We start from the raw sequence: 21,761 nt of genomic DNA, 5'->3' as shown, positions 1-21,761 counted from the left end.
TTAGCGCTCTAAAATTGACTCCTTTAAATATTGTTATTGGTTCAATACTGCCAGGGGTCTCGAATATTAGTTGGGTTTCGTTCCTCAACCCAACCTACTCAAAGAATTATTCAAAAACAAAGGATTAAGACGATCGCTGGCGGTCACCTGCATATCAGAAATCTTCATATAGATTTCTCCTTGAGAATCGTACAGTGTACCGCTAGCAAAGAAATTTGTTTCCTGATTTGAGGTAACTTCTAAAGAAACATAGAATTCTTGCTCAAAAGAAATCTCTCGGAATTGTTCAAGCTTTTTAACTTGTAAGGGCAAACTTGCTAAATTATAAAAATGCCTGACCCAAACTAACAAACATTGAAATAAAATATCAGATGTGTAAGGATTAAATGTTTTTACTGGAAATTGACCTTGTGTTCTGATATCAATCTTGTCTAGTTTACACCGAGCAATCATTCTGTCAGAAGTAATCTGGAGAATTTGCTTTATTCCTTGAAATTTGCGTTTATGAAATAAAGTTCCATTTTGATAAGGAAAAAGACTGAGAAGTGCTGGGTCTTGCGTGATATTCAAAGATTTAAAATGTCTTTCTTGGGGAAATTCCTGGAGAAGTTTAACTTGAGTGCTGTAATGATAATAAGGTATTCCTTTTGGACTTTCGCTCCATACCAATACCTCAAAATCTATTTCGCCAGAATTCACTTGATTAACTTCTTTGATGTCTAAAACGTATTCTGTGGATAGACTTTGGTCGAAAACAATCCCTTTCAGAACTTTGTAGTTGCTACAACTAAAGAATTTGTAACCGGGGTAGATTTGCTCGCAAGCATTAACAATCCATGCTATGCTACACATGGCTGGTAAAACGGCTTTGCCACCAAACGCGTGATCGCAAACAAAAGGGTTGGCTGCTAGGGTTAATTTACGGCGAAACCGAAATGTTTGTGATTTAGAATACAGAGGCTGGGGTAAAGCAGCGATCGCACTGCTCATGACCAGAGTTTGTGCGGTTCCATGATAGCAAGGCTTAAGTTCATCAACTAACATTTGAGCACCAACTTCCAAAGGAATCAGTTCCATGTTGAGTTGAGAAAAGACCTTTTTTAATTCTGGTGTCACCATACCACCATCCCAGGGTCCCCAACCAATGGAGACAACACGACAAGAGGGAGATTTCCGTTGGAGCAGATAAGCTGTTTTATTAAGAATCTCGTTGGCTAATGCATAATCAGATTGACCTGCGTTACCGTAAAAAGCTACGAAAGAGGAAAACAAAACAATGAAATCTAATTGATTGACGTTTACACAACTCAGTAAGTTTTCTAAACCCTCAATCTTAGCAGCGTAAACACTATCAAAATCTCGCTCTGTTTTATTTTCAATCAACTTATCCGCTAAAACACCAGCCCCATGAATAATTCCCGTAATCTGTCCAATACTTTGAACCACCGACGCTAGAGCTTGTAAACTAGACTTGTTGGTAATGTCCGTACTGAGATATTCCACCTGTCCGCCTACTTGCTGAATTGCAGAAATGGTTGACTTAATTTCCCGTTGAGCTAGTAAAGAATTGAAGTCCTTTTGGACTTTTACAGGCGTAGGTTTATCACCTTGAGTCATTAAATCCTGCATAATCCGCTTTTTCAATTGAGCTTCATCAAAGCATCCTTTAGCCCATGTCGGTTCAGATTCAGTAAGTTCAGAGCGACCAAGCAAAATAAATTTACATCGATACTCCTCAGCTAATTTAATTGCACATTGCGCCGTAACCCCTCTTCCCCCACCACTTATCAGAATCACTGATGATGAATTAATCGTTGTGTTAGTATTCATTGTTTTTTACAGCAGTTCTCACTTGTTCATCTGCGTTCGTCTGCGTTCATCTGCGGTTCCTTAATTTAAAAAGATTTAGATGGTGAGTTTCTTTATTCAACAAGAAACCCAATTTTAACCCATCGTAGAATCTATCAAAGTTAACCCCGTAAAAACTAAGCGACTGATGCTATTTCACGCGCTAGAGTCACTCTTCCTCGTAAGTTGTACCCAACTTCCAAGATCAGAGAATTAGGATCGTGCATTTCACTAAAGATGCAATCTACCATTGCTTCCGCATTTAATTCAGGACTCAGGTCAATAGCTCTGCAAAATACCTCTTCCCACTCTAGATTGAGAGTTTTTGTCAGACCGAACAAACCACCACTCAGAGCGCTGAAGTCCATTCTTGCTCCGAGTCCAAACTCACCATCAAGACGAGCAACTGTTAAAAAACTACTCCGTCCTGTTTGTGCTGCGCTGTTAAGCGATCGCTTCAGGTGTTTGGCTAAAAGAAACACATGCTTGAGAATGGACTTTTCTGATTTGGAATAAACGACCTTATCTGTTTGCAACTGTTGACTTACAGGGTGTAGATGGATGAAAGAGCCTATGGAACCGTAAGTATTAGAGATAATTGTCAGTTGCTGTTGCAAGTGCTCTTCGCTTAGATCGTTAAGCTCGATGCGATCGCCTCCTTGACCCAGAGGTTGACGGGTTGTTATAATGTTCTGAGGAAAACTTAAAACAACGACTTGCCAACCTCGTTTAGTTAACATCTGAGCTAACTGACTGGTAGTAGAGGAACCGTCATCAGTGAGCAAGCAAGTACGAGACTCAGGTAGAGTAAATTCCCAAAAATCAGGTGTCGATAAAGGCATAAGTTTGACCAGACAGCGCCGAATGTTATGGTTTACTAGAGACTGCTGACTGTCAGGCGTGACTGAGGCATTTTTTTTTAGCCTCTGCGAGCTTTTTGCTTAGATAACTTCCAATCTTACCGATGGTGAGATGTTCTCCCAATTCATCTGGACTTAACCGGGGTAAGTTGGGGAATTGGTTCTGCATTGCACCGATAATTTCTACTCGTTTGATGGAGTCAATACCCAAATCTGCTTCTAAGTCCATTTCCATCTCTAACATTTCTGTTGGATAGCCTGTCTTGTTACTAATTGTTTCTAAGAGGGCTTGGGTGACGGAAGGGTCATCGCCAGACTCTACTGATGATGGGGTTAAGGTCTCGACTTGAGGAGATGGACTGGTTTGTGGAACCGGGGTAGGAATGTACTCAACAGGTGCTGCAACTGTTGTGGAAGGAGACTTTGGTTCTCTATCTGGCTGTGTCAGTAGAGTGTCTGATGTCTTGACTGGGGTAGCCTGTGGTTGAGCAACTGGTGCGGTAAAAGCCAAAGTGCGATCGCCCTTGGCGCAAGCTGTACCCAGCTTATCGCTCTTAGCGCAAGCCGTACCCGGCTTATCGCCCTTGGCGCAAGCTGTACCCAGCTTATCGCTTGTCTGGGGTTTGTTGTCTTGCTCAATTGTTTGAGTCACAGCTGAGTGAGCATCTGTTTTGGAGACTTCGTTAGCAACTAGGTTAGCTTGAGGAGCGTTAGTTGGTGTTACCTCTGGTGCAAACTCTACCCAATGGGAGTTGTTGTGACTGGTTAATTGAGGTTGATTGTATTGTTGCATCAACTGGAAAAACGAGCGAGAAGATTCTGCATGGCTCTGAAGATATTGTTCGTGTACCCGCAGCACGTCTGATTGATGACTGTAAAAATGAAGCAGGATTTTCTCTACAGTACCGTTTGTACCTTGCAGATTAGAAGAAGGTTGAGTCATAGGTTGCAACATATTGTTTGTCTCGATTATAGGAACAATGGTTTGAAAATTTGTTGAGTTGGGAGTATCCGCGAAGGCGTACTGAGATGTTGTAGCAATAGTTTGAGTGAGTATTGCGTCTGTGTCGGAATCTGTAGCTTCGGGTAACTCCCAGGACATCACATCTTTATTGATAGTTATAGCTACACATTCAGCATGGTCGATTTCGGATATTTCTGAGGAAATTATCTCTGCATTTATTTTTGTTGCTGAAGGAGTGGCTTCGGGTATTTCCCAAGAAATGATCTCTTCTGTGTTGAGATTTGCAGCGACAGGAATCATTTCGGGATGAGCAACAGGCGCTCCAATCTTATGACCATCCTGCAAAGCTTGCTCAAATGCTGTTTTTGTTTTTTCACTAACATAATTACTTCCACTAAGGACTATGTTTAATGGGCTGCTTTTAGCAGTTCCAACGGTAGAAGGCTCAATTTGATAGGGGTCTAAATCTTGTAAAGGTAATCCAGCTACGCGCAACTGCATCATTGCTTGTCGCAATTGTAGGTCGCTGTCTTTTTCTCGACTGGGATTTAAGGCTATAGCAAGATGAGGGCGATCGCCAAGAATACTCTTAACAAAATTGGTCAGAATTTGTCTGGGACCGATTTCTACAAAGCAGTAACCACCCGCAGCGTAAAGATTTTCAATTTCTTGTGTAAACCGAACCGATTTGAGAAGATGAGCTTCTAGTGTTGTTTTAATTGTTTCCGAATCGCTTGCATAAGCTTCTCCTGTGGTGTTGGAATACACTCGGATTTTAGGGCTGTTGAAGGTGACGGATTCAATAGCCTTAGAAAATGGTTTGCTCGCATGATTGACAAACCGGGAATGGAATGCTGCTGATACGGGGAGTGGCGTGACAGAAAACCCGCGTTTGGTTAGAATTTGTTGTATGACTGCGATTTCTGGTTTGGCTCCAGAAAGCACGACCTGATTTGGAGAATTATAGTTGGCAATACTGAGATGGGACAGGGGTTTGATGATATTTAAGATAGACTGAACATCCCCGTTGACAGCTAGCATAGTTCCTGCATCGCAATCAGCACCATTGTGTGGGCTACTCATTGCTTGACCTCTAGCTTTAACAAGGTAACAGTAATCTGCATCACTTAAAATCTCAGCAGCCCAAAGAGCCGTTAGTTCTCCAAAGCTATGTCCCGCAACGAAGTCTGGTTGGAATCCCGCTTGCTTTAAGATTTTGTATAGACCCGCACTTAACGCACCAATGGCTGGTTGAGCATTTTCTGTTTGCTGCAACTTTTGAATGTCACTGGCTTTGCGATCGCTGTCAAATGTAGGGTTGGGGAACACGACTTGAGTGAGGGGTTGCAAACCATCTTGAATGAAAAGATTGTCCAAAGAGTTGTAAACTTGGCGCAGGACGGGAAAGTTATTTGCTAATTTCAGCCCCATATTTAAGTATTGGGAACCCTGTCCGGGAAAGAGAGCTACGACTTTTCCTTGGAGGGATAAACCCGTTTTGCGGTAGTAGACACCACGAGGATGTTCCCAAGACGCGGAGTGCAGTTGTTTTTTCAGCTGATGAATCGCTGTTTGTAGCAATTCACCTGCTTCATCCTGTGATGTTGCAACAAAACCCACTCTGGCTGAGGCGACGGGAGCGACGGATTTACAAGAGTTAAGAAGTTCGGTGTAATAGCGATCGCTCCGATCGGATTTTAGCTGCGAGTAGACGGTTTCGCACTTTTCTAACAACTGTTCTGGACTTTCAGCCCAAAGTAGGATTGACTGAGGAACAGAGTGTAGGCGGTAAGCATCTTGATGTTCGCTAGTATGCTCTTCTAAAACCACGTGGTAATTTGTCCCACCAAAACCAAATGAACTCACCGCCGCACGTCTTGGTGTCCCTGGTTCTGTTTGGAACCAAGGTCTAGATTCTGTGTTGAGGTAAAATGGAGATTCCTCAAGCTTAAACTTGGGATTGGGTTGGGTGACATTTAGAGTTGGTGGTAGAATCTTGTGATGTAGAGCAAGAGCAGCTTTGATTAAACTTGCGGCTCCGGCGGCTGCTTTAGTGTGTCCTATCTGGGATTTAACACTCCCAAGCGCAATGTGCTGTTGATTGGGGTTGTTTTCGCTGAAAACTTCTTTGAGAGCAGTGACTTCACACAAATCACCGGCTGGGGTTCCCGTACCGTGAGCTTCGAGCAGACCAACACTTGTCGGGGAAATGTCTGCATCTTCATAGGCGCGACGCAAAGTTCTGACTTGTCCTTCCGGACGAGGAGCATAAATACTCTTGTATCGACCGTCACTACCAGTACCTACGCCTTTGATGACAGCATAAATGCGATCGCCATCCCGTTCAGCATCCTCAAGACGTTTGAGCACTAACATCCCGATCCCTTCACCAATCATCATGCCATCTGATGTGACATCAAAGGGATTCAAAAACTCTTTTTTAGATGAAGCAGGCGTTTTGCTAAAACACATATAGTTGAAAGCAGAAGCATCAGCTTCAACCCCACCTGCGATCATCATGTCGCTGCGACCCTCAATCAACTCGCTCATCGCCATTTTGATAGATACCAGCGAACTGGCGCAAGCGGCGTCCACAACACAGTTCATTCCTCCCAAATCCAAGCGGTTAGCAATACGTCCAGCAACCACATTAGCCAGCCAACCTGGAAAAGAATTTTCTTCCCAGCCCACATACGCCAGTTTCATTTTCTCAATAATTTTTTGCGTATCTTCTTCCGATAGACCACTGCTACTCAGAACTTTTTCCCAAACAGGATATTGCAATCGTGTCGTCAGAGGAACAATCAATTGCATGCATCCTCCGACGATACCTAGGACAACTCCAGTGCGTTCTCGACTAAAATTGCGAGATTCACCGTAACCCGCATCCTCCATTGCTGCTTTTGCAACGATCAGCGAGAGTAACTGGGCGATATCAGTTGCTTCGAGTATACTGGGAGGCAATCCAAACTCCATTGGATTAAATTCGATGTCCGGAAGGAAGCCACCCCGCTTGCAGTAGGTTTTATCAGGAGCTTTGGGGTCTGGATCGTAGTAGTCTTTTATGTCCCAACGGGAAGGGGGTACATCGGTGATACAATCTACTTTACCAACAATATTATTCCAATATTCCTGCAAATTTTTAGCTTTGGGAAAGAAGCAAGACATTCCAACGATCGCAATGGGGACTTGTTGTCGTTGATAAGAGGATGGCTTCTCAGTCTGAGGTTGTTCTTGGGAAATATTTCGATCCATTTTTATATACTCCTAGTTTACTTATGGTTTTGATTGCATTACAATTATCAAGTGGAACTTTATCTAAAAGATGCAGTCAATATATGTGGCAATGAGTCGTTATTGAACACCCGATCAAAGTTCTTTTCAATGTCGCGATCTCTTCATACCTCATCCCTTTACAGGTGAGGTAAGTTGACACTTCTCACTTCAGTTGGTTGCTTGTTCATTGACTTCAATTACTAGTCTAGGAATTCTGAAAGCGATCGGACAGAGATAATCTTTCGGCAAAATAGGAGATTTTGTTGTTGTGGGGAATGAAATTGCTTTAGAAATGGTTTTGATTCCCGGCGATACTTTCTTCATGGGTTCACCTCAGGGAGAACCGGAGTGGATAGAAACAGAGGGATCAAAGCACCGCGTTACGATTTCATCCTTCCTTATCAGTAAATTTCCAGTGACTCAAGCTCAATGGATAGCTGTTACTAACTTACCGAAAATTAATATCGATCTAGAATCTGACATAGCCAACTTTAAAGGAGTAAATCGACCAATTGAGTGTGCATTTTGGGAAGATGCGAATGAGTTTTGTGCCAGATTAACCAACAAAACTGGTAAACCCTATCGATTACCAACTGAAGCAGAATGGGAGTATGCTTGCTGTGGAGGAACAACCACACCATTTCACTTTGGTGCAACTATCACAACAGATTTAGCAAATTATGATGGGACGGGTAGATTCATTAATGGAATTTTCCGCCCCGGTTACTATGGCAGAGGTCCCAAAGGCTTCTACCGTGAAGAAACAACAGAAGTTGGATACTTTCAAGTTGCTAATTCTTTTGGACTTTTCGAGCTGCAAAGATACTGTTTTTTGGGTTCAGTTGATGACTGGATTAATATCGGGCTTCCCGATACTCTTCAAAACTTGGTGGAAACATACGTACAGCATTTAGGACGCGAATCCTACTACGAATTGCACTAAACCTTGCAAAAATTGATAGTTTCTCTAAGGTGAATGCAGATACGAAAAAAGGTTTTTAGTTGTTCTGTTATAGGCACTAGTTTTTAATTTTCCTCCTTATTAGTTTTGGTCGCCTGTAATGATTTGAATAAGCCTAATATTGATAGCTTCAAGGCTATTTAATGCCGCGTTAGTAGTTCGTTTATGCTCTTCATAATTTTCTATATGACGCTCAAAATTAGCTTGCATAGCTTGGTTACTATTACGCATTTCTAACAGTACGTCATCTAAAATAGCGCTACGTCCCAATATGCGGGTAACGTCGTTTGTCAGCGATTCTACTTCATATTGAGTAGCGCTTAACTGCTGTTGAGTAGCGTCTATTTGCAGTTGGGTGCGTTCGATTTGTTCTTGAGTGCGTTGTAAATTATTTTCTGTCTGTAATTGTCTTCTAGCTAGTTCGGCTAATATGGCGTAAATTTCTTGGCTGTTATTGTTGTTACCGTTGTTAGCGTTAGTCATTGTTATATATTTTCCTTAATGACAAACATTTCACCTACATTTACTTGAAAGTAATCGCATATTTTCATAGCGACTTGACAATCAATACGGCTAAAAGAGTTTTTAACATAACCGCGTATAGCATTTTCTGTAACACCTATCTCTCTAGATAGTTGAGCTATATTTAACCCTTCCGTATCCATGTATTGTTTTAATTTACAAAACATTACCTTATTCATATCTAATAAATTGACATATCAAATAGTAGCAGAATACTCGACTAGTCGAATATTAGCATTTATTATGTAATTATACAACTTACATCGAATACTTTGATAGTCGATTACTGACATAGTCGATTAGTTAATCCTAAGGAGGAGTTTTTAGAGCCTTACCAATACTCGTCGGTTAAGCCGTTTTTTCCTCCCCTGCACAAAGGTGCCTGTCTCACGCGACAATTTTCTCAGCCCTTGCAGTATTGAGAGCCTTACGGTCTTAGTATCTCAAAGTTTGCCGACCTCAATAGCTGCTCTTTAATACTTTAAAAGAAGCGATACGACGTAAGCCGTTAAGTTTGCGGCTTATCGCTCTTTCGGATACCCAAAGGCAGCGGAGCAGTGTCTTTTTTAGTAGGGTTTCAGTGTAGGACTTTATTGTTTAGGGTACGAGTTTATTGTTCAGTGTAAGGCTTTTTTGTTCTCATACACCATGTAATACACGGAACCTCTCATTTTCTTTTTCCATGTATTACACCGTTACTCCCCTCTACCCTTTACCACGTATTACACGGTATCAGCACAATCTCATTCCTTATGAGGTTTTTCCTTACCCTGTCAGGCATTAATTCCTCTCACCCTTCAAAAATGAGCGAACGTACAGTCCTTATTTTGCGCTCCTGACATTTGTCACCCCCAACTCCCTAAACTGGGAGAGGCGTTGGGGGTGGGTTAGGGGATAGGGAAGAGGAATTTTCACACTTAGTGGTGAGCGATCACGAAGCGTACCGGAGGCGATCGCCCATGGGGGTCTATCTTGAACCCCTGTTTCGCACTGATTTATTGGGGTTCTAATTTCTGCTTATCCGAGTAATATTGGGTTCTGTGGGTTAATCATTACCGTCTGAACTTAAAACTTGTATCCCTTGCTAAACAAAGGTTTCCCGATTTGAATCAATTTCATTCACGGGTATTGGTTTTTCATAAGTAATCTTCTGGCGAGAAGGGAGTAATTGTGTAAAAATCCATTTTTTAAGAAAGCCTCGGATTAAACTTTGAGTATACTGTTCTAACAGAATTTTGGGTTGCAAGCAAATAGCTGCCCAAAGTTTCTGTCCGGCAAAATTTACATCTTTATAACTGTGGGATGCACGGTTTAAATACTTTTGTGCTAAATATTGATAGATAACAATTAAAGTCCGTGTTTTAAGAAATTGAAGCTCTTGTGGCGCTGTTTGAAAAGATTTATCTACTAAAGCCAGACAATTTTTTTCCATTGCTTCAATGTTTTCCGATACTGACTGGGAGTGCTGGCGGTAAATTATCTGTGGTTCGCGTACCAGAACAAAGTTCCACTTAGCTGATAATCTCAGCCAATAGTCCCAGTCTTCAACCGATCTAATGTTAGGATCGAACAACCCAACAGAATCTATTGCCTTTCGCCGAACTAGTGGATTAGAACCATTATGTAAAAAGTTGGTGACAAGCAAATTAGCGTAGACATTACCTTCAAAACAATTCGACTTTTCGATATAAGAAGATTTTTCATCTTTGAAGAAGTAGTAAGTCCAGCTATAAGCAACGCCTGCTTCAGGATTTTTTTGTAAAGCTTCAATTTGTCGCTCTAACTTGTTGGGAGTCCATAAATCGTCAGCATCAAGAAAGGCTATAAATTCTCCTGTAGCATGATCAATTCCACGATTGCGTGCAACTGAGGCTCCTCCATTTTCGTAGGAGAATACTTTGAGTCGCTCATCTTGAATAGCGTGCAGTACTTCTAAAGTGCGATCGCGTGACTGGTCATCAATAACAATAATTTCAAAATCGGAAAAAGTTTGATTTTGTACGGAAGCAATTGTTTCACGAATTGTGTGTTCTGCATTGTAAGCAGGGATAATAACAGATATAGTAGCCATAATTCTTAAAATATTCAACAACAGAATTTTTTTTGGTGTTCGATTAGTAGTCTATCTCATAAGTTTTGATGGGTAAGTTTGCTCAGATACCCGACTTCTTCAAGAAGTCGGGTATCTTGCATTTTCTGTTAAGAGATCTCTCTTACGAAACGCTAGATGCTCTCCAATTCATGAATCTATTAATAAGACCGAGAATTGCCCGTTTAGCGATATAAACTAAGTCCTTTCGAGATGTTGTGTAAGCTATATAACGGTGTCTGTCTACAAACTCCTCATAGTGTTTGAGTGTAGGAGAGTCATCAGTTAAGTTCCATTTCTCCTGGAAGTGTTTAACGCTTTGTTGACACCAAGCCTTACTCCATCGAACAAAGTAGAAGGGTAAATCTGACCAAGCTAATGGTGGTGGTGGTACGTAGGAAATGACAGAATCTGGCTCGAAGTAAATTAGCTTTCCAGCATTGGTAACGGTCATACAAAAATCGCTTTCTTCTCCCATGCTCATTAACTTTTCATCTAATTTACCCAGCTTTTCAAAAGTTTCTGTCCGAGCAAATATACAGTGAAGCTCTAAAATCTCAGTTGCTTGACGCCGTAGTTTGGATGCTACTTTTTCTAGCGGTAATTTCATAAAAGGACGTTTCTCTACTAACCAACGACGGTTCCCCTTCTCTTTGAACATGGATGTTCCGCCCACCATGTGAATGGTTTTGAAGTCTTTTCCTTCAAGACAAAGAGGACCCACAACCCAAGCCCCAGTTTCCTCTGCACATCGAACTAATGCTTCTACCCAACCTGGCTTAACTAACACATCATTGTCAATTAATATGACATATTTAGTATCCACATGTGAAAGACCGATATTACGAGCTTTATTGGGAGTCAAGAAATGTTCGGTACGAATGAGTTTAAAACCCTTTTGTTGTGCTTGTTTCTTAAGATATTCTTTGATGTGATTCGGTGAGTTCCCATCAATATAAACTAGCTTAAAGGGACAGTTAGTATTCTCGTATATACTTTCTAGTGACTGCTGCGTATAGCTAAAGCGTTCGCGAGGGACAACAACAATTGTGACTTGTGCTTCTGACATGATAGCTCCATGAAAAAACATTAAAAAATTTTGGCTGTGTTCTTTTGGTTTATTTCTTGAGAAGAACAACTCGATTTAAAGAGGCTGTTTAAAAATTACCAAGACAGGTATTTAGTTGGAAATTAAACTACTGGTAATTTTTCTTTGCAAATACATATCCGATCGCCCACATTTGAAAAACGCAAGCGAGCACTCGGCATATCAGTACCGACATAGCTACCCAAAATATTCCCCAGTTCACGCTCACCAACACACACATCGCAAAGACAACTGTGTACGTTAAAGCGTAGTAGAGATTGATCCGAGTTTTATCTACGGCGTTTAATAGATAATAAACAGAGTAGCTCAAGGGAAGTGGTAAAGCAGAAAGACAGATAATAACTAAAATAGGAACTGCTGAGATCCACTTTTCCCCAAATACAATTGGTACATAAAATTGTGCCAAACTTGACTGTAATATAACAAGTGGAATAACAAATGTGCAAGTTTTTTTCAAAGAATTTAAAAACCGATCTTCTAACTTATTGATATCATTACGAACCTCACAAAGATAGGGAAATAAAGCAGTAGAAAATGAGTTCATCACATTCATAGTGATTCCCAACCCAGCATTAAAAGCAAAATAATAAACTCCCAAAGCTTCAATACCTAAAAATTTTCCTACAATCAAATAGTCTATATTTGACCTTAATTTGTTCAATAATTCAACGACAACTAAATGACCACCAAAACGAGTAATTTCTTGCCATTGCTTAAAACTAAAACTTTTTGGTGGTCTCCAAGTGTGATTTCTGCAAGTAATAATAATTACAAATGGAGTTGAGAGTATCATTGGTAAGACTATAGCCCAAACTCCCATGCCTAAAAAAGCGAGAATCACAGCGATCGTATTACTGACTAAAGATTGAATAGCATTGCACGCAGCTGAAATCTTCAATCGATTTTCTCGTTCGAGTAGAGCAGACTGAATCAGAAAAAGCGGTAGCATTAAGTAATTCAAAGCTACTGCACTTAAGGGCAAAATGAGACGGTCATCTCCATAAAACCAAGCAATTGGAAAAGCAGCGAGACATTGAAAAATAAAAACGGCTCCGCATAAAATCCAATTTAACCAGTAGGCTGTATCGCAAATAGCTTTAACATCTTGGCTATCTGCTTGAATAATTTTGCCCCCAATTCCGCCTCTTAAGGTAAAAACTCTCGCAAATTCAATAGTAGTATAGATAACGGCGACTAAACCATACTCTTGAGGGCTAAATGTACGAGCGAGAGTGACTGTAGTTGCCAAGCGGAAGACACGATTAGCTAACTCTGCTCCTCCGAGCCAGCCAACATTACGAATATATTGGCTGGATAACGTCTGCTTGAATTTATTAAGTTTTAATTTGTTGCTCAGCATTTAATATTCTTGACATCATCATTTTAAGTTTGATTAAGTAGACTTCAAGATGTCAGCTTAAGAGATTTTTGATAGTTCCAGGACTTACGCAAAAATTGCTAGAAACCTTGATTTATTGAACCGCCAAGACGCCAAGAGCGCCAAGAATTTGTAGAGCGTGCGTAAGTCCTAAGTTCAAGTCTTGGGTCGTTCCTATAAGTAGGATTTTTCATTAATTGAACAAAATAGCTAGCAACTCTGACTGGAAAGATACGTTTTAACAAAAACTTGATCAGTAATTTTTGTGTTCTTTCCTCAAGTAAAGTTTGAGGTCGCATATAAATTGCTGACCACAAATCTTCTCCAGCTCGCTGAATATCTTTGGTATCTGAACTGTAATGCAAGTACATATCTGCAAAATACTTGTGAAGGTTCGCTAGAGTATAAGTTTTAAGATATTGCAGTTCTAGTGGTGCTGTTTTATAAGCCTTTTCCAGAGCTATCAAAGCTTCTTTTCTCATGACTTCTACTTTTGTTGACATTGAGCCACTAGCTTTACGATAAAACACTTGATACTTTGGTACGGCAATAAAATGCCAGTGAAGTGATAATCTTAGCCAATAATCCCAATCAGCAGAACCCGTACACGCTGGATCGAACTCTCCTACTGAGTCGATCGCTTGTTTGCGAATCAAAGTATTAGAGCCACTGTGAATAAAATTATCAACTAATAACGTTTTATAAACGTTACCCGTGCAAGAATGTTGAGGTGATGGGATAAAAGAGATAGCTTTTCTTTGTTCATTGACATACATGAAATAAGTCCAGCTATAGACAACTCCCGCTTCTGGATGTTCTTCAAAAGCAGCTAATTGTAGTTCTAACTTATCAGGCGTCCACACATCATCCGCATCAAGAAAAGCAATAAAGTTTCCACTTGCACGAGCAATACCACGATTGCGAGCCACACACAATCCGCCATTTTCATAAGAAATAACCTTCAAGCGATCGTCTTGAATACTCTGAAGAATTTCTAAAGTCCTATCCTGAGAGCCATCATTAATGACAATGATTTCAAAATCTTTGAATGTTTGCTGTAAAACTGAATCTATCGTTTCACCAATAGTAAGTTCCGCATTGTATGCAGGTATAATTACAGAGATTTCTGGCATATTTTTCTATCCTATTTTATTCTTTTTTATTCGATTTTTGGTTGATAGTTTTTATCAAATCCCAAAAACCCAGTCTTAACGTCCGATCGCGACTGTTTGTCGGCGTAAGAAATGAAACAAGCTCAAGAAGCGCTGATAACCATTAAGTCCGAACCATTGCATAACGATTATTGCTATGCTCAATCGCCAATATTCTTTACCAAAGCGTATTTGAGGATAATACGCTAAAGCTAGTTTAAGAAAATAAATCGATTTTTTATAATCTTTGTGCTGGCTTTGTAGTGGTTTCCAAGCTAAACAAAGGTGAGATGTTGCATAACTCTTGTTCTTTAAAGCCTGTAACTCAATCGGAGCATTAGCAAAGGCTTTTTCAATCACCATTTGAAAACTTTTTGCCATGGCTTCCCAATTTTTAGAAGCACTGTTCGATCGCTGACGGTAATAAACTAAAGGCTCTTTTACAACCTTAAAAGGATATTTAGAAGCTATACGCAACCACATATCCCAGTCTTCTACATAAGACCCTAAATTCTTATCAAACACGCCACAATCTTCAAAGCAGGTGCGACGTACCATTGCAACACTACCGCACTCCACAATATTATGTTCGGTCAACTGTTTCCAAACATCACCCTCTACCTGATTTTTAAAGGTTTTTCCAGTAAATTCACTTTGTTCGTCGATGTAAGTCACCCAATTATATACTAAACCAACTTCTGGATTTTCATCAAGGATATGAGATTGTTTTTCTAATTTTGTTGGTTCCCAAATATCATCTGCATCTAGAAATGCTATATACTCACCCTTTGCATATAGAATTCCTGTATTTCTAGCTCCAGCTAAACCCTGATTTTCTTGTGAAATCAGTTTGACTCTAGAATCTTGAATTTGAGAAACCCAACATTCTGTTTCATCTAAACTTCCATCATTAACAACTATCACTTCAAAATTATCAAAACTTTGATTAAGAACACTTGCCATTGTCTCTTCAAGATAAAGCATAGCATTATAAGCAGGAATAACTACAGAAACTTTACACATTTTTTTAAATCTCCAAACATTTTCTTTTTAACTAAGTTTTTTCAAAAAAAATAGCAATCCAAAACAAAATTTAAATTTCTCTTCTCTCTCTTTTCTTTGCGCTCTTTGCGTCTTTGCGGTTGAAAACTTTTAAAACTCAAATAGCACTGCTATATAAAACGCCATATTATGAGCTTTTACCATAAGCCATACCTAAAATTAGTAATGCCGGCCAATATACATACGTAAAACCATCAATATTTTCTCCAAAACTAAAGAAAATCATAGTTATAAGAATACTCAGTCCTAACATAGCCAAATGGTGATTTCTAACCTGAATCAGTAAGTAAACAAAACTAGATATTAAAGCTAAGACTAAGGCGATACACCCAACCAATCCGTGAGCATATAAAATTCCAAACCAGGTATGATGAGAACCAATTGGCATTTTCCCTACAAGTGCTGGACCGGATTCTTCCAAACGACCATGTCCCCAAATAGGAGCTTCATTCCACCAAAGTTCTATTGCCATGCGTTGTAGAGTTTCGCGTACTTTTGAAGAACCAGCACGAGCCTTACTCAAATCTTCTTTAAAAGTAGTTATTAGATTTATTAAAGTTGGTGCAGCTATAGTTGCTACAGTACTCACACAACCTGTAGCTAACTGTACCCAAGGACGTAGAAAATTTGTTAATAACCACCTGACACCTAAAACCAAGGGAAGGCACAAAAAGCCTGCTCTAGATACAGATACAACAATCATAGCGATGCTACCAGCCATACCAGCCAATCGCCACTTTTTATTGTTTTCTTGTAAGGCAATAAAAAAATATAGATTACCAATCATACCTAAAGCAGGAGGCCAAGGAGCAAATAATTGCATGCGTCTTTCACCATCATCAAAAATATAAAATAAGTAAACTTCATAGCTAGTTCGCACACCTCCAAAAATTTTTAATGGAGAAAGATAGTAGAAATCAGGCAAATGTAAAAGATTAGCGATATTGGCAACAAAAACTATAATTAAGGTTTGAAATCCAAGTATACAAATAGAGCGATAAACTAGTTGTGGTCTGATATTAAGATGACCGGCGATTAGAAATAAAACTAATAGCATCCAAGTCCTATACCAATTCAATGAGGATTTCAAAATTTGTCCCATCCCCAAATCAAAATTGGATTGTCCAACAATCAAAGCTACTTCAATAATGAATACAGCAATTAACCAAATCCATACGATAGTTGAAATTTCTACTCTTTCCTCTAAGGGAGTATTCTCATTTTGTTGACACCATTTTTTAAATGTGCAAAAGGCTAAAAAAGAAGCTAAAATTGGAGCTATTAAAAATTGCGCTCCCAGTAAATATATAAGATAAGTAAATAGAATGTAGTACCAAATGAGAGCTTCAGGTAAATTTTGTGGCTTGATTGGGTTGGGATTCACTTTTTTGACTTTTTTATATGAAAAAAATAGATATTTTGATTTACAATTTTCTGGGTTTAATGCGTTGATTTTTGTTAGCAATTAATCCTAGAGATATTGTTCCCGTTGTTAAAAATAGAGAGCCTATAACTGTACCTAGCAGCACAATTTTATCTTTAGGTCCGCTAGCGTCTTCTGGTAAATTGGGCTTTGATAAAACTACAGTTTGTGGATAGGAAGCCGTAATATTAGATTTGCTGACATCCAATCTTGTTAAAGTAGAAGAAAAAACAGCTTCTGCTATTTTGGTATTCCGTTGCAAATTGTCTAATTTTGAAGCTTGCTGAGTGAGTATTGTTAGTCTAGATTCGAGCTGCTTAATCTGTTCTTCAAACTCTTGAGCTTGGGCTTGCAGTCCTTGTTGTTGTGTCTGTAGTGAAATTAATTCTTGGAAAAGCGTCCCTCTTTGTGCAGATGAGTTTCCTGAAGCACCACCACTAATATTTAATTGTTGTAGATATGATAAAGAAACAGAGCGTCCCAACAAAGATTTTGCTTGCTGCAACAGTGCAGTTAAAGCAGCGTTTTTTTCTTCTTCCTTGGTAATCACTACAGGGTGAGAAACTAAATATTTAGCACTTAAATGAGTTAACTCTGCACTGACTTTGCCGTAATCAGTTAAGTAAAGCTGAAATACCTGATTGGATTGCAGTGTTAAAGCATCAACTGCTTGTTGTGACGATAAACCTAAACTTACAGAAAGTTGTCTCAATCTAGCACTGACAAGTCGTAATTGAGCAAAAGTTTCTGCTCTTTGGCGACGTAATGCTTCAATATTTTGAGATAGATCTTGTAGCTGTTCGTTGGAACTGAGACGGGAACGAGTTTGATATTCAGCAAGGCGTTGCTGTGCTGCTTGCAATTTTTTCTCTGCTGTACCCAGTACAACCTCCAAATTTTGGTCTTGTTTGGCTATTTCTACTTTTCTCAATTCGTCTAATTGGTCTTCCAAAGTCTTTTGAAGAACAATTGCCTTTTTTTGAGCCTCTTCTGGACTATCTCCTTCGATTTCAAACTGTATGAGAGTTGTATTATCTAAAATTTTAATCTTTGGTTTTCCAAACTTCTTAGGAGGTATTTTGAGTTCGCGAGCTGCTGCTGTGAGAACTTCTTCAGTTTGAGCAATAAATTTGTAGTTTTCTCTGGGATCTGATGACTGGCTTGCAAATGGAGAATCGCTGGAAGAAGAAGCTTCACCAATTCCAGGTACAGAAACTTTTGTAGATGATTTAGCAGCAGGTAAAGAGATAGTCCACTGGCTTTTATAGCTAGGAGATTTTTGTTTTAAGTATAGTAAAGCCACTCCCCATATCGTTACGTTTGCGAGCAGCCAAAAAGATATTAAACTTAATATTTTTTTGGAAATTAAAGGGGTATGAAAGTTAGGAATTGTTACAGTCTTAGTCATGCTAGTGGGATGTTTGTAGTTGTTTTTATTGCGATGTATGCGCTAAAGCGCTACTACGAACAGAATCTATTTGTGAGAAACTTGTCGGAAATAAACTCCTCTACCACTAGTACCAATAAAAACTAAACCAAATTGTTGTTGACTGGCTTCTAAAACATTCACTTGTTCTCCAACAGGGGTAGAAGGTTCCGCGATACTTCTCCAACTGTTTCCCCTATCTAAAGAGGAGAAAATTCCTTCAGTTTGGCTAGCTACAGTTCCGTAAAGATACAAAACAGAGGTAGAGCTATCTTGAGGTGCTTTGCCTAAAGAGATCAGTTTTGCTCTTTTAACTTGAGGAATTTTGTGAAAAGTCTTACCTCCATTTGTAGAGTGATACAGTCCTTTTTCGTCTAAACCAACCCAAACTTCTCCCTCAACATGGGGCATAGTTTTTACTGAAAAATGATTTGCTTTTGGTAAGGAGGTATTAATGGGGCTAAAGGTTAAACCTCCATCATCACTCCGGTAAAACTTACCGTCTGCGTAGTAGTAAAACCTATTTCCTTTGACTCCATCAGCCGTTAAGGGTTGAGACCAAATCCAAGGACCGGGAAATTTACGTCCGGGGAAACCATTTGGTAAACCAGACACTGTTCGCCAAGACTTCCCACCATCTCTTGTTTGCAAGGGTTTCCCTTCTTTGACAACAACTACAAAGTTTTTAGGATCGTTTGCTGAGCTAGAGACTCGTAGTGGTATGGTGTTAGCCGGGAATTTAGGAAATTGCTGCCATGTCAAGCCTCCATCTTTGGAAGTCGCTCCACCATAATTAGAGTTCCAGCGATCGCCTCCTACTCGGACTAAAGACTTTGGCTGATTAGCACTGTAAGCAATGCTGTAAGTATCTTGAAAGTGTTCTTGAAAAAAGCCTACTTTAGTATATTCAAGGCGTTTTCTAGGATAAGCGTACAAAGAGTTGTGGTAAAACCCTTCTACATCTGCAATCCCACTTAAGAGCAAAGCCCCAGAAGGAGGTGAAACAAGAGTGAAAGTCACAACTTGTTCGTGTCCTCTTGTGTAGTTTTTCCAAAGGGTGGGGTCAGTGTTGATATTCTCCGTGCGCCACACTCCAAACCAATCAGTTAACCAAACTTGATTTGGGGTTTGGGGGTTAAACTCAATGGCTGAGGTATGGTCGCTAAAAAATTTTTCAGACCACCAAGACACTGTATTGTGAATCTTGGCTCTTTTTTCCGTCCAGGAGTTTCCTCCATTGTGGGAATGAAAGATTTTGGCAGAACCAGTTTCCCCTAAAGCAACCAATACTTCTTGAGGGTTTTTTGGATGAGTGCTCAAACCATTGAAAACCTTATGGGTAAGCCAAGGTGGGGTGATATCGCGCCATGCTCCATTGACAAATTTGCTGACACCAGGAGTACTTGCACTCGTAACATACAAAGTGCGTTTGCTCTTAGCGCAAGCTGTACCCAGCTTATCGCCCTTGGCGCAAGCCGTACCGAGCTTATCGCAACTGACTGCTAACTTCATAGCTTTTTCGGGGCTACCAGGTATTTTGCTCCAGTTCATTCCCCCATCTTGGGATTGGTATACCCCATCTCCGTAAGCGCTTAAGTAAGCCTGATTGGGTACTTTTGGATCGAAAGCGATCGCTAAAATTCCAATTTTGGGGTCAGGTTTTGCGGGTAAACTCTTCACTTGAAACCAATTTGTTCCACCATCGTTAGATCGCCACAAACCGTTTTGTCGGGAACCAAATAACAAGATATTGGAATCCCTTGGACTAACAACCAATCTATTCCCCGTCCATCGCTTATTGAGATCACCCCCCATTGGTATTTGCAAATTTGACTTTATCCAAGTCTTACCCCGATCTTGAGACTTAAAGATTGCACCTGGAGACCCTAAATATTTACCCGCAGCTATGTACACAACATTTGGATTTTTAGGATCGACAGCTAATGCTTCTCCACCAGAATAATTAATGTCCAAAGAAGTTAGATGGTCTGTCAGAGGTATCCAGCTTTCTTCCTTGAGATTCCACCGAAAGAATCCTCCATTATCTGTTCTGATATAAACCAAACTTGATTCCTGGGGGTGGAGATAGATATCAGTGACATAACCTCCTCCTCCTATAGCAACGTTTTTCCACTCAGAAGTCACCTTTGGTTTAAGAATTTGCAATCTCGTCTTACTATCAAAACTAGCACTCTTCACTACTATTGTTCTCAGAAAAATCACTGATAATAATATGAAAATTTGAGCAGTAAAAAACAAGCAAAGCCAGTATACAGTTTGTGTTTTCGATTTTCCGTAAAAACCTTGCCCATCCGTTATCTTGGCTGCTTGAAGCAGTAAAAGCAACCTTTTCAAAGATAATGTACGCTGTCTTTCTTTCATCAGTGAAATGCTTGAGTTAATGACCGACATCTGCGTACACCACTAGGTATTCGCTGGTTTTAACTGGAAACTCTTGTTTTTCTCGCTTAAGTATCCACCAGGTAAGCCAGAAAGAGTTTCATAAAGTTTGAGGTTCTCGGTTGTAATCCGTTCCCAGCTATAGTTTTGTTGCACGTACTTTTGTGCTTTGTTACCCATGAGCTTTATCTTGTCATGATGATGAATCGCCCAGTCTAGGGAACGAATACAAGAATCTACATTTCCTGCTTCAAACAACATTCCCCGATCTTCACCAATCAATTGCTGGTGAGGTGGTATATCACTGGCTACTACAGGTACTCCTTGCTGCATTGCTTCTAACATAGCTAGAGGTAATCCTTCCAAATCTGAAGGAAGAACAAATAAACCCGCTCCACGGACAATTTCCCATAGTCGAGAACCTTGAAGTTCTCCTGCAAATACCATATTGTGATTCTTGGAAATCTTTTCCAGAACTTGGGAAGTGAATATTTTGGTATCGCTCACGCCTCCAGCTAATACCAGTTTCCATCCCGCAGGTTTTAGGCGACTAAAAGCTTCAACAAGTAGATCGGGACGTTTTTCCGGTACAATTCTGCCTAAAAATAAGATATAACGTTCTGGCTCTAAACCCAGCGAAGTGCCATAGGTAAATTTTGGATCAGATTCACCGTAGGTTGCAGGACCGTTGGGAATGTAAACTGTTTCCCGATCGTAAGTTTGTAAGAAATAATTTTGAAGTGCATCAGAAACTACTACCAGCCCATCAGCAAACCGAACGGCTGCTTTCTCTCCCATTTGAATCATCCGAGTCGAAAATTTGCCCCATTTTGCACGTTGCCAATCCAAGCCCTGACAGGTGACAACAACTTTTGCCGGGGTAACCAGTTTGGGTAAAAAGGTAAATAAAGATGGACCGAGAGCGTGGAAATGTACAATATCGTATTTTTTTCCCGAAGTTGCGATCGCTCCTAATGCCGATGTCACAAAGGCATCGATTCCTCTCATTTGCAAACCAGGTAGAGGGATAACTCTCACACCTTGAAATTCGTAACGTTCAGCCCAACCACTCTCAGTATAAGAACACCGAGCAAATAAATCGACATCATTGCCTCGTGCCACCATGCGAGGATAAATTTCTGCACAATAATGCTCGATACCGCCCTGCTTGGGAGGCAGTCCTTTTGCCCCAATAACAGCAATTTTCAAACTCATTTGTATTGCTCCAAATTATTTGTTAGGTGTACGTGAAGATAAAGTGCCTATCTGCCTCTCAATGCAGCAATTTTAGGC

General features: G+C 40.0%; 15 protein-coding genes. 1 reads left to right on the top strand and 14 read right to left on the bottom strand.

Annotated features, from left to right (window positions below; genetic code table 11):
* Positions 1 to 84 precede the first annotated feature (84 nt).
* The 3 genes from WA1_RS26400 to WA1_RS26390 form a co-directional block, all read right to left on the bottom strand.
* Positions 85 to 1,830 carry an SDR family NAD(P)-dependent oxidoreductase gene (locus tag WA1_RS26400; RefSeq protein WP_017746875.1) on the bottom strand — a complete coding sequence of 582 codons (1,746 nt, stop codon included), beginning with the start codon at positions 1,828 to 1,830 and terminating at the stop codon, positions 85 to 87.
* 155 nt (positions 1,831 to 1,985) lie between these two features.
* Positions 1,986 to 2,690, bottom strand: a complete 705-nt coding sequence (locus tag WA1_RS26395; protein WP_026135049.1) for a Rossmann-fold NAD(P)-binding domain-containing protein — start codon at positions 2,688 to 2,690, stop codon at positions 1,986 to 1,988.
* 52 nt (positions 2,691 to 2,742) lie between these two features.
* Positions 2,743 to 6,927, bottom strand: coding sequence for a type I polyketide synthase (locus tag WA1_RS26390; RefSeq protein WP_051077101.1), 4,185 nt, complete (start codon positions 6,925 to 6,927; stop codon positions 2,743 to 2,745).
* Between the two features lie 289 nt (positions 6,928 to 7,216).
* Between WA1_RS26390 and WA1_RS26385 the strand changes: the two genes are divergently transcribed.
* On the top strand, positions 7,217 to 7,891 hold the full coding sequence (locus WA1_RS26385) for a formylglycine-generating enzyme family protein (RefSeq protein WP_017746876.1): 675 nt from the start codon (positions 7,217 to 7,219) through the stop codon (positions 7,889 to 7,891).
* A gap of 99 nt (positions 7,892 to 7,990) precedes the next feature.
* Here WA1_RS26385 and WA1_RS26380 read toward each other — a convergent pair whose 3' ends face one another.
* From WA1_RS26380 to WA1_RS26330, 11 genes are all read right to left on the bottom strand, one after another.
* A complete protein-coding gene (locus WA1_RS26380; RefSeq protein ID WP_017746877.1) occupies positions 7,991 to 8,392 on the bottom strand; it encodes a hypothetical protein in 402 nt (133 codons plus the stop codon).
* 2 nt (positions 8,393 to 8,394) lie between these two features.
* Complete coding sequence (locus WA1_RS26375; RefSeq protein ID WP_017746878.1) at positions 8,395 to 8,610, bottom strand: helix-turn-helix domain-containing protein; 216 nt, start codon at positions 8,608 to 8,610, stop codon at positions 8,395 to 8,397.
* A gap of 905 nt (positions 8,611 to 9,515) precedes the next feature.
* The gene (locus WA1_RS26370) at positions 9,516 to 10,502 is read right to left on the bottom strand and encodes a glycosyltransferase family 2 protein (RefSeq protein WP_017746879.1); all 987 of its coding nucleotides are present in this window, start codon (positions 10,500 to 10,502) and stop codon (positions 9,516 to 9,518) included.
* Positions 10,503 to 10,644: 142 nt separating this feature from the next.
* Positions 10,645 to 11,589 (bottom strand): glycosyltransferase family 2 protein, encoded by a 945-nt coding sequence (locus tag WA1_RS26365; protein WP_201789120.1) that lies wholly within the window; start codon positions 11,587 to 11,589, stop codon positions 10,645 to 10,647.
* 127 nt (positions 11,590 to 11,716) lie between these two features.
* Positions 11,717 to 12,988 (bottom strand): lipopolysaccharide biosynthesis protein, encoded by a 1,272-nt coding sequence (locus WA1_RS26360; protein WP_017746881.1) that lies wholly within the window; start codon positions 12,986 to 12,988, stop codon positions 11,717 to 11,719.
* 98 nt (positions 12,989 to 13,086) lie between these two features.
* The gene (locus WA1_RS26355) at positions 13,087 to 14,139 is read right to left on the bottom strand and encodes a glycosyltransferase family 2 protein (RefSeq protein WP_017746882.1); all 1,053 of its coding nucleotides are present in this window, start codon (positions 14,137 to 14,139) and stop codon (positions 13,087 to 13,089) included.
* Between the two features lie 75 nt (positions 14,140 to 14,214).
* The gene (locus WA1_RS26350) at positions 14,215 to 15,180 is read right to left on the bottom strand and encodes a glycosyltransferase family 2 protein (protein ID WP_017746883.1); all 966 of its coding nucleotides are present in this window, start codon (positions 15,178 to 15,180) and stop codon (positions 14,215 to 14,217) included.
* Positions 15,181 to 15,346: 166 nt separating this feature from the next.
* Positions 15,347 to 16,603 carry an O-antigen ligase family protein gene (locus tag WA1_RS26345; RefSeq protein WP_026135051.1) on the bottom strand — a complete coding sequence of 419 codons (1,257 nt, stop codon included), beginning with the start codon at positions 16,601 to 16,603 and terminating at the stop codon, positions 15,347 to 15,349.
* Positions 16,604 to 16,643: 40 nt separating this feature from the next.
* Positions 16,644 to 18,050 (bottom strand): GumC family protein, encoded by a 1,407-nt coding sequence (locus tag WA1_RS26340; protein WP_017746885.1) that lies wholly within the window; start codon positions 18,048 to 18,050, stop codon positions 16,644 to 16,646.
* A 66-nt stretch (positions 18,051 to 18,116) separates the two neighbouring features.
* Entirely contained in the window at positions 18,117 to 20,450 is a 2,334-nt protein-coding gene (locus WA1_RS26335; RefSeq protein ID WP_017746886.1) for a WD40/YVTN/BNR-like repeat-containing protein, read from the bottom strand.
* 42 nt (positions 20,451 to 20,492) lie between these two features.
* Positions 20,493 to 21,677: a glycosyltransferase family 4 protein gene (locus tag WA1_RS26330; protein WP_081403146.1), complete on the bottom strand. Its 1,185-nt coding sequence runs from the start codon at positions 21,675 to 21,677 to the stop codon at positions 20,493 to 20,495.
* Between the last annotated feature and the right edge of the window lie 84 nt (positions 21,678 to 21,761).

It is taken from the genome of Scytonema hofmannii PCC 7110, from assembly GCF_000346485.2.
Lineage (GTDB): Bacteria > Cyanobacteriota > Cyanobacteriia > Cyanobacteriales > Nostocaceae > Scytonema > Scytonema hofmannii.
Note: the sequence above shows the minus strand (reverse complement) of the source record. Positions and strands in the feature narration are given on the sequence as shown.

Coding starts and splice junctions, on each gene's coding strand:
- WA1_RS26400 (WP_017746875.1), bottom strand. CDS start 1,830: ATGAATACTAACACAACGATTAATTCATCATCAGTGATTCTGATAAGT.
- WA1_RS26395 (WP_026135049.1), bottom strand. CDS start 2,690: ATGCCTTTATCGACACCTGATTTTTGGGAATTTACTCTACCTGAGTCT.
- WA1_RS26390 (WP_051077101.1), bottom strand. CDS start 6,927: ATGGATCGAAATATTTCCCAAGAACAACCTCAGACTGAGAAGCCATCC.
- WA1_RS26380 (WP_017746877.1), bottom strand. CDS start 8,392: ATGACTAACGCTAACAACGGTAACAACAATAACAGCCAAGAAATTTAC.
- WA1_RS26375 (WP_017746878.1), bottom strand. CDS start 8,610: ATGAATAAGGTAATGTTTTGTAAATTAAAACAATACATGGATACGGAA.
- WA1_RS26370 (WP_017746879.1), bottom strand. CDS start 10,502: ATGGCTACTATATCTGTTATTATCCCTGCTTACAATGCAGAACACACA.
- WA1_RS26365 (WP_201789120.1), bottom strand. CDS start 11,589: ATGTCAGAAGCACAAGTCACAATTGTTGTTGTCCCTCGCGAACGCTTT.
- WA1_RS26360 (WP_017746881.1), bottom strand. CDS start 12,988: ATGCTGAGCAACAAATTAAAACTTAATAAATTCAAGCAGACGTTATCC.
- WA1_RS26355 (WP_017746882.1), bottom strand. CDS start 14,139: ATGCCAGAAATCTCTGTAATTATACCTGCATACAATGCGGAACTTACT.
- WA1_RS26350 (WP_017746883.1), bottom strand. CDS start 15,180: ATGTGTAAAGTTTCTGTAGTTATTCCTGCTTATAATGCTATGCTTTAT.
- WA1_RS26340 (WP_017746885.1), bottom strand. CDS start 18,050: ATGACTAAGACTGTAACAATTCCTAACTTTCATACCCCTTTAATTTCC.
- WA1_RS26335 (WP_017746886.1), bottom strand. CDS start 20,450: ATGAAAGAAAGACAGCGTACATTATCTTTGAAAAGGTTGCTTTTACTG.